Here is a 7,360-nt window from a genome sequence, read left to right as displayed (position 1 = left end):
CACCCACAGCCGACGGACGGACAGCAAAGCCCTCCCACCACACCCACAGCCGACGGACGCATCCCACATCACCACTCGCCGAGGCCCGAAGAGCAAAGCCACCCACCGCTGGTCGATCGATCGATCGATCGCTTAAGCTCCTCCCATGACCTCGGTGGACCTCGAGATCGACGAAGGCGTCGCGCACATCTGGCTCAACCGGCCGGATCGCCTCAATGCCGTCGCGCCGGAACTTGTCGACGATCTGCTCTCCGCGCTGGACCGGACGGCCAACACCAAAGCCGTCGTGCTCGCCGGGCGGGGGCGGGCCTTCTGCGCGGGCCACGACCTGAAGGAGAACCCGCAGGGCGACTCCCGCGCGCGCATCGAACGGCTCCAGGAAGTGACCCGCCGTCTGCGCACCATCCCGCAGCCGGTCATCGCCGCCGTGCACGGGTACGCCATCGGCGCCGGGGCGGAGTTCGCGCTCGGCTGTGACCTCGTGCTCGCCGCCGAGGACGCCGTCTTCGCGTTCCCCGAGGCGAGCCTCGGCCTCAGCGTCACCGGCGCCGCGTCCCGCCTCCTCCCCCTCATCGTCGGGCCCCTCAAGGCGAAAGAACTCCTCCTCCTCGGCGAACGCGTCGACGCCCGCACCGCCCACGAACTCGGCCTCGTCAACGCCGTCGTGCCCGACGTGCACGAGACGGCCCGCGACTGGGCCCGCCGCATCCCCGCCCACCCGGCCACCACCCTCGCCAAGCGCGCCCTCGACGCGGGCATCGACAGCGCCCTCGAACAGGCCCTCGAACTCGAGGTCAGCCACGCCCTGATCACCGAGCACCTGCCCGGCAACGCACTCGGCAGCCGCGCATGATCCCCGACGACCTGGTCGCCCTCACGAAACGCGCCGCACGGAAGTGGCCGGGCAAAACCGCGTGGCTCTTCGACGAGACCGGCGCCCGCTTCACCTTCGCCGACGTCGACCGCGAAACCGACCGCCTCGCGGGCAGCCTGGCCGCGCTCGGCATCGACTCCGGCGACCGCGTCGCCGTCATGCTGCGCAACGAGCCCGCCTTCCCCCTGCTCTGGCTCGCCCTCGCCAAACGCGGCGCCGTCCTCGTCCCCGTCAACACGAACTACCGCGAACTCGACGGCGCCCACGTCATCCGCCACTCGGGCGCTCGCCTCGCCATCGCCGCGCCGGAGTTCGCCGGCCTGCTCACCCGGATCGGCATCACCACCCGCACCCCGGACGACCTGCCCGACGGCGCACCGCCCGAGCACCACCCGGCCGCCGAGGCGCCCACCAACATCCAGTACACCTCCGGCACCACCGGCGCCCCCAAGGGCTGCGTCCTGCCGCACCGCTACTGGACCACCCTCGCCCGCAGCCTCGTCGACGACTTTCCCAACCTGACCGAGGAAGACACGATCCTCACCGCCCAGCCGTTCCACTACATCGATCCACAGTGGAACGTCGCGGCCGGCCTCGCCGCGGGCGCGACGCTCGTCGTGCTCGACCGCTTCCACCCCAGCACCTTCTGGGCGAAGGTCCGCGAGCACGGCGTCACCTGGTTCTACTGCCTCGGCCTCATGCCGACGCTGCTGCTCCGCCAGCCCGCACACCCCGACGACAAACGCCACCGCGTCCGCTCGGTCATGGCCTCGGCCATCCCCCGCGACCGGCACGCCGAACTCGAAGCCAGGTGGGGCGTGCCCTGGTACGAGGCGTTCGGCATGACCGAAACGGGCGGCGACATCCGCGACCGTCCAGAGGACCACCGGCCGGGCAGCGGCAGCATCGGCCGCCCCATCCGCGAGCGCGAGGTGGTGATCGCCGACGACGACGGCAAGCCGGTGCCGCGCGGCCGGACCGGGGAACTGCTCATCCGCGGCGTCGGCCTCATGCACGGCTACCACGACGACCCCGAGGCGACCGCCCGCGCCTTCCGCGGCGGCTGGTTCCACACCGGCGACCTGGCCACAATGGACGCCGAGGGCCGGGTCCACTACGTGGGCCGCACGAAGGACATGATCCGCCGCAGCGGCGAGAACATCTCGGCCGACGAGGTCGAGCGCGCCCTCCTGCTGCACCCCGCCGTCGCGCTGGCGGCCGTGATCGCGGTGCCCGACGACCTGCGCGGCGAAGAGGTCAAAGCCTTCATCGTGCCGTCGAAGGACACCAGCCCGGACGAGCTGGCCGAGCACTGCGCGTCCCAGCTGGCCTACTTCAAGGTCCCGCGCTACTGGTCGCTCACCGCGGACCTGCCGCGCACCCCGTCGGAACGCATCGCGAAGGGCAAGCTCGCCGCCCTCGACACCCCGACCTACGACCGGGTGGCGGGCACATGGCTCTGACCACCGAGCAACGCGTCCGCCGCGCCGCGGTCAAGCTGTTCGCCGCCAAGGGGTTCCACGGCACCGGCATCCGCGACCTGGCCCAGGCCGCCAGGATCTCCAGCGCGAGCCTCTACCACTACATGGGCACCAAGGAGGACCTGCTCGTCGACATCATGCGGGAGTGCCTGGACCGGCTCCTGCTGGCCGCGCGCCGGGCGCTGGACACCGTCGACGACCCGGCCGACGCGCTGTCCGCCCTGGTCACCCTGCACGTCATGGCCCACGCCGCCCAGCCGGACGAGACCCGCGTGGTGGACAACGAGGTCAGCGCCCTGTCCCGGACCGCGCGGCGGCGGATCGTGGCGCTGCGGGACGAGTACGAAGCGATCTGGGCCGACACCATCGGCAAGGGCGTCTCGGCGGGCGTGTTCGACGCCCCGGAACCGGCCGTGACCAGGCTCGCCCTGCTGGAGATGTGCACCGGCGTCGCCCGCTGGTACTCACCACGCGGTCCACTGCCGCTGGACCGCCTCGCCGCCCGATATGCCCAGCTCGCGCTGCGCATGCTGGGAAGCCCGGCGCTCCCCGGCGAGCAGGGTGCCGAACGGGCCCGGGAGGTCGCCGCCGAGGTGTGGCGCATACGGCCCTAGCTGGGGTCTTGCCGACTCGGCCGGGCTGAGGGACCCTCGAAGGGTGACTGAGCGAACGATCCAACTGGAATTGGATGAGCAGGGTCTCGCACTGGGCCTCCCTGCACCGTCCCACCCTCAGGATCATGTACACGATGTGCCCTACCGCCCCGTCCAGTTCCGTGACGACGACCTGCCCACCGCGCTCGAGCGCTGCGCGCACTGGCTCAGGTCGGCACAGGAGTGGCTGGGCGAGCCGGTGGATGTGGTCTCCATCCACCTCGACTACGACGACCGCGAAGGCGCGCCGTACTACGACCTGAAGCTCCTCTGCAACGAGGAGGACCTGGCCGGGGCGCCGCGCGCACTGCGGGACGCCGCCAACGAATCCTGAGTCAGTTGTCAGATCCCTCGGGGCCGCCTCCGGAACTTTCCGGGGGCGGCCCTGAGGGTTGTTCTCAACCCAGCGCGCCGCCGATCTTGACGTGCCCCTTCAACAGGTTCCGGGCGATCGTGCGGCGCTGGATCTCGTCCGTGCCCTCGTAGATGCGCAGCAGGCGCAGCTCGCGGTACCACCGCTCGATCGGCAGCTCCCGCGTGTAGCCCATGCCACCGTGGATCTGCAGCACGCGGTCGACGATCTCGTTGGCCTTGATGCCGCCGTACAGCTTCGCGATCGACTGCGCGTGGCGGGAGTCCATTCCGGAATCGACCTGCCAGGCCGCGTGCAGCACCAGCCAGCGCAGCGCTTCCAGCTCCACCCCGGAGTCCGCGATCATCCACTGGATCGCCTGCCGGGTCGCGATCGGCGCCCCGAACGTCTCACGCGTGTTGGCGTGCTCGATCGCCATCGAAATGAGCCGCTCGCACGACCCGATCGCGCGGGCGGGCAGCAGGTAGCGGCCGCGGCCGATCCACTGCATCGCCAGCGCGAAGCCCTGGCCCTCCTCGCCGAGGATCTGGCTCTCCGGGACGCGCACGTTGTCGAACACCAGCGACGCCGGGCCCCACTCGCCCATGGTGTCGATCGGCTCGGACTTCCAGCCCATGTCCCGGTCCACGAGGAAGCAGGTGACGCCGCCGCCCGCGCCCTTCTCCGGGTCGGTGACCGCGAACACCATCACGAAGTCGGCCTCGTTGCCGCCGGTGATGAACGTCTTCTCGCCGTTGATGATCCAGTCCGCGCCGTCCTTGCGGGCGGAGGTGCGGATGTTCTTCGCGTCGGAGCCGGCGCCCGGCTCGGTGATCGCGAAGCACGACTTGCGCTCGCCGGAGATCGTCGGGAGCAGGTAGCGCTCCTTCTGCTCGTCGTTGGCGTGGAACAGGATGTTGTCCGCCGCGCCGCCGAAGCGGAAGGGCACGAAGGTGCGGCCGAGCTCGGCCTCCAGCAGCGCGGTCATCACGGCCGACAGGCCCATGCCGCCGTACTCCTCCGGGGTCTGCACGCCCCAGAAGCCGGACTCCTTCGCCTTGAGCTGCAGCGCGGTCAGCTCGTCCGAGGTGAGGCCGGGTTCGCCGCGGCGTTCGCGGCGCAGCACCTCCTGTTCGAGCGGCATCAGCTCACGCTGCACGAACGTGCGCACCCAGTCGCGCACTTCCCGCTCTTCGGTGCTCAAGCTGAAGTCCATCGTCGGCCCTCCTACTAAGCGCTTGCTTACCTGTCAGGCTAGCGCACGCGGCCCGTTCCCGGAATGGAGTTCGGTGAGGAACCCGCGCAGCGCGGCCGTGACCCGGTCCGGCCGCTCGACCGGCGGGAGGTGACCGGCGTCCGGCAGGTCGAGCCGCCGTGCTCCGGCGATACCCGTGCTGAGCAGGCCGGACACCTCCTGGATCTCCGGCACGTCGAGGAGGCCGTTGACCACCAGCGTGGGTGCCACCACCTCGCCCAGCCGGCCGGCGGGGCCCGGTTCCAAATGCCGTTCGGTCCGCTGCGGCCCGGTCCAGGTCCGCCGGAAGACGTCGCGGAGCATGTCGAGGACGAGCTCGGACGGTTCCGGCACCAGGAACCGCGCCTGGGCCAGCGCCATCGCCTCGACGTCGGCCGGGTCGGGCTCGCGGGTCCGCGCCGCGTAGGCGCGCAGCCGCTCGGCGGGCACCGTGCTGTGCACCTCGCGGGCGGCACGGGCGCGCATCGACTCCGGCCACTCGTGGCCGGACAGCCCCGAGCAGATCAGCACCAGGCCGCTCACCCGGTCCGGCGCCGCGAGCGCGGCCTCCAGCGCGTACGAGCCGCCCATCGAGCAGCCGACCAGGGCCGCCCGGTCGACGCCGAGCGCGTCCATCAGCCCGAGGAGGTCCTCGTAGTGGCAGTGGTCGCCGGCCGCGTCCGCGGACTCACCGAAGCCGCGCTGGTCGTAGCGGATCACCCGATGGGTGCCGGCGAGCCCGTCGAACTGGGCGGCCCACATGCGCCGGTCGGCCGCTCCGGCGTGCACGAAGACCACCGGCGGGCCTGCGCCCGCCTCGTCGTAGACCAGGTCTGCCCCGTTGACGCGAACCACGTTCATGGTGGTCAACGTAGGGCGGAGATCCGCTGTTCGCGCCCGTGTTCGCGCACCGCGTAGGTTTGGGGGCGTGATCGAGTGCGCGGTGTGGTGGGCGGTTCCGCTGCCGAACGAGCCCCGGTACCTCGACCTGCTGGACGACGTGGAGCGCGGCAGGCACGGCGGCTACCGGAAGGAGATCGACCAGCGGCGGTTCCTCACCGGGCGGGTGCTGGCCAAGACGGTCGCCGCCGACCTGCTCGGCCGCGCACCCGACGACGTGTCCTTCGACGCGACCTGCGACGACTGCGGCAGGCCCCACGGCAGGCCGCGGGTGCCGGACGCCGGGTTCGACCTGTCCATCTCGCACTCCGGCGAGCGGATCGGGGTCGCCGTGACCAGCGCCGTTCCGGTGGGCCTCGACGTCGAGACGGCCACCCGCCGCGCCGAGGACTCGCTGATCGCCTACGCGCTGAACGAGACGGAGGTGGCCGCGCTGGACGGCCTCACCGACGCCGAGCGGGTGGCCGCGTTCTTCCGGTACTGGACCGGCAAGGAGGCGCTGATGAAGGCCACCGGGCGCGGGCTGAAGATCCCGCTGCGGAGCATCACGCTGGCCGGCCCTGGCGAACCGCCCCGCCTGGTCGCGTCCGCGGATCCGGCGCTGGACCCGGCACGGGCCAGGCTTGCCGATCTCGACCCCGGCGCTGGATACCGCGCGGCGATCGCCGTACTGAGCGACGACGAGTTGAAGGTCACCGAGCGCTGGTGGAGCCCTACAGCTCCAAGCCCATAGCCCGCAGCAGCGTCTGGAACTTCGCGGACGTCTCGTCCAGCTCGGCCTTCGGGTCGGACGCCGGCACGATCCCCCCGCCGGCGTACAACCGCAACCGCGACGCGGACACCTCGGCGCAGCGGATCGACACCGCCCATTCGCCGTCGCCGTTGGCGTCCATCCAGCCGACCGTTCCGGCGTAGTACCCGCGGTCGAACGGCTCCAGTTCGCCGACCAGCTGCCGCGCGTCCTCGGTGGGCGAGCCGCAGATGGCGGGCGTCGGGTGCAGCGCACCGGCCAGATGCAGCGCCGTCACGTCCGGGTCGGTCAGCTCGCCCGTCACCATGGTGCTCAGGTGCCACATCGTGGGCGTCGACACGAGCGACGGGGTCCGCGGCACGTGCAGGTCACGGCAGAACGGCCGCAGCGTCTCGACGATCGCCTCGGTCAGGACCGCGTGCTCGACGTGGTCCTTGCGCGAGGCCGCCAGCCGTTCGGCGTTCTCCCGGTCGGTGACCGGGTCGGCCGAGCGCGGCGCGGACCCGGCGTGCGGGTGCGACACCACGCGGCGCCCGCTGCGGGACAGCAGCAGCTCCGGCGTCGCGCCGATGAGGGACCGCCCGCCGGGCAGGGCCGCGGCGAACGTGTAGCCGTGCGGGTTGTCCTTGACCAGGTTGTGCAGCACGGCCTTGACCGGCACCTCGCCGGAGAACTCCAGGTCGAGGGCGCGGGCGAGCACGACCTTGCGCATACCGCGGTCCGACAGGGCCCGGACGGCGCGGGCGACCGCCTCGGCGTGGTCGACCGGTTCGGGCACGGCCCGGACGACGTCCGGACCATCCACGGTCATCCGCGGCAGATCGGCGGCCGCGGGGTGCGCCGGGGCGGCCACCTGGACCGCCTCGGGCACGACGAGGTGCCCGGGCGTCGCGGTGGTGTCGAACGGCAGGACACCGACCGCGAGCGACCCCGGGGTCCCGGCCAGAGCGGCCGGGACCGCGTCACCGAGTGCCGGCACGTCGGTGCCGGTGAAGGTCAGCCGGGAGCCGGACCCGAAGATCGTGTGCCGTGAGGTGGCGAAGTAGAAGTCGCCTGGCGTGTACTCCTCGAGCGTCTCCCTGGCATCCACACCCCCATTGTGCTCCCGCTCAGGC

General features: G+C 71.9%; 8 protein-coding genes. 5 read left to right on the top strand and 3 right to left on the bottom strand.

Annotated features, from left to right (window positions below; translation table 11 throughout):
* Positions 1-145 precede the first annotated feature (145 nt).
* From ACCP09_RS20285 to ACCP09_RS20270, 4 genes are read left to right on the top strand one after another with little or no spacing between them, the layout of a single operon-like run.
* The gene (locus ACCP09_RS20285) at positions 146-853 is read left to right on the top strand and encodes an enoyl-CoA hydratase/isomerase family protein (RefSeq protein ID WP_027933900.1); all 708 of its coding nucleotides are present in this window, start codon (positions 146-148) and stop codon (positions 851-853) included.
* Positions 850-2,337 carry an AMP-binding protein gene (locus tag ACCP09_RS20280; protein ID WP_433748881.1) on the top strand — a complete coding sequence of 496 codons (1,488 nt, stop codon included), beginning with the start codon at positions 850-852 and terminating at the stop codon, positions 2,335-2,337. Before ACCP09_RS20285 ends, ACCP09_RS20280 begins: the two co-directional genes overlap by 4 nt.
* Complete coding sequence (locus ACCP09_RS20275) at positions 2,328-2,969, top strand: TetR/AcrR family transcriptional regulator (protein WP_433748878.1); 642 nt, start codon at positions 2,328-2,330, stop codon at positions 2,967-2,969. Before ACCP09_RS20280 ends, ACCP09_RS20275 begins: the two co-directional genes overlap by 10 nt.
* A 43-nt stretch (positions 2,970-3,012) precedes the next feature.
* A complete protein-coding gene (locus tag ACCP09_RS20270) occupies positions 3,013-3,342 on the top strand; it encodes a hypothetical protein (protein ID WP_026153533.1) in 330 nt (109 codons plus the stop codon).
* 64 nt (positions 3,343-3,406) lie between these two features.
* Here ACCP09_RS20270 and ACCP09_RS20265 read toward each other — a convergent pair whose 3' ends face one another.
* Positions 3,407-4,576 carry an acyl-CoA dehydrogenase family protein gene (locus ACCP09_RS20265; protein WP_027933897.1) on the bottom strand — a complete coding sequence of 390 codons (1,170 nt, stop codon included), beginning with the start codon at positions 4,574-4,576 and terminating at the stop codon, positions 3,407-3,409.
* A gap of 33 nt (positions 4,577-4,609) precedes the next feature.
* Positions 4,610-5,455: an alpha/beta fold hydrolase gene (locus ACCP09_RS20260; RefSeq protein ID WP_433748875.1), complete on the bottom strand. Its 846-nt coding sequence runs from the start codon at positions 5,453-5,455 to the stop codon at positions 4,610-4,612.
* A 67-nt stretch (positions 5,456-5,522) separates the two neighbouring features.
* Between ACCP09_RS20260 and ACCP09_RS20255 the strand changes: the two genes are divergently transcribed.
* Positions 5,523-6,227: a 4'-phosphopantetheinyl transferase family protein gene (locus ACCP09_RS20255; RefSeq protein WP_433748872.1), complete on the top strand. Its 705-nt coding sequence runs from the start codon at positions 5,523-5,525 to the stop codon at positions 6,225-6,227.
* On the opposite strand, the gene ACCP09_RS20250 is transcribed toward ACCP09_RS20255, so the two are convergent.
* Entirely contained in the window at positions 6,208-7,335 is a 1,128-nt protein-coding gene (locus ACCP09_RS20250) for an isochorismate synthase (protein WP_027933894.1), read from the bottom strand. The genes ACCP09_RS20255 and ACCP09_RS20250 overlap by 20 nt on opposite strands.
* Between the last annotated feature and the right edge of the window lie 25 nt (positions 7,336-7,360).

The organism is Amycolatopsis sp. 3B14 (genome assembly GCF_050958625.1).
In the GTDB taxonomy this organism is placed as follows: domain Bacteria; phylum Actinomycetota; class Actinomycetes; order Mycobacteriales; family Pseudonocardiaceae; genus Amycolatopsis_E; species Amycolatopsis_E thermoflava.
The sequence above is the reverse complement of the archived record's forward strand: the minus strand, read 5'-3'. Positions and strand labels throughout refer to the sequence as shown.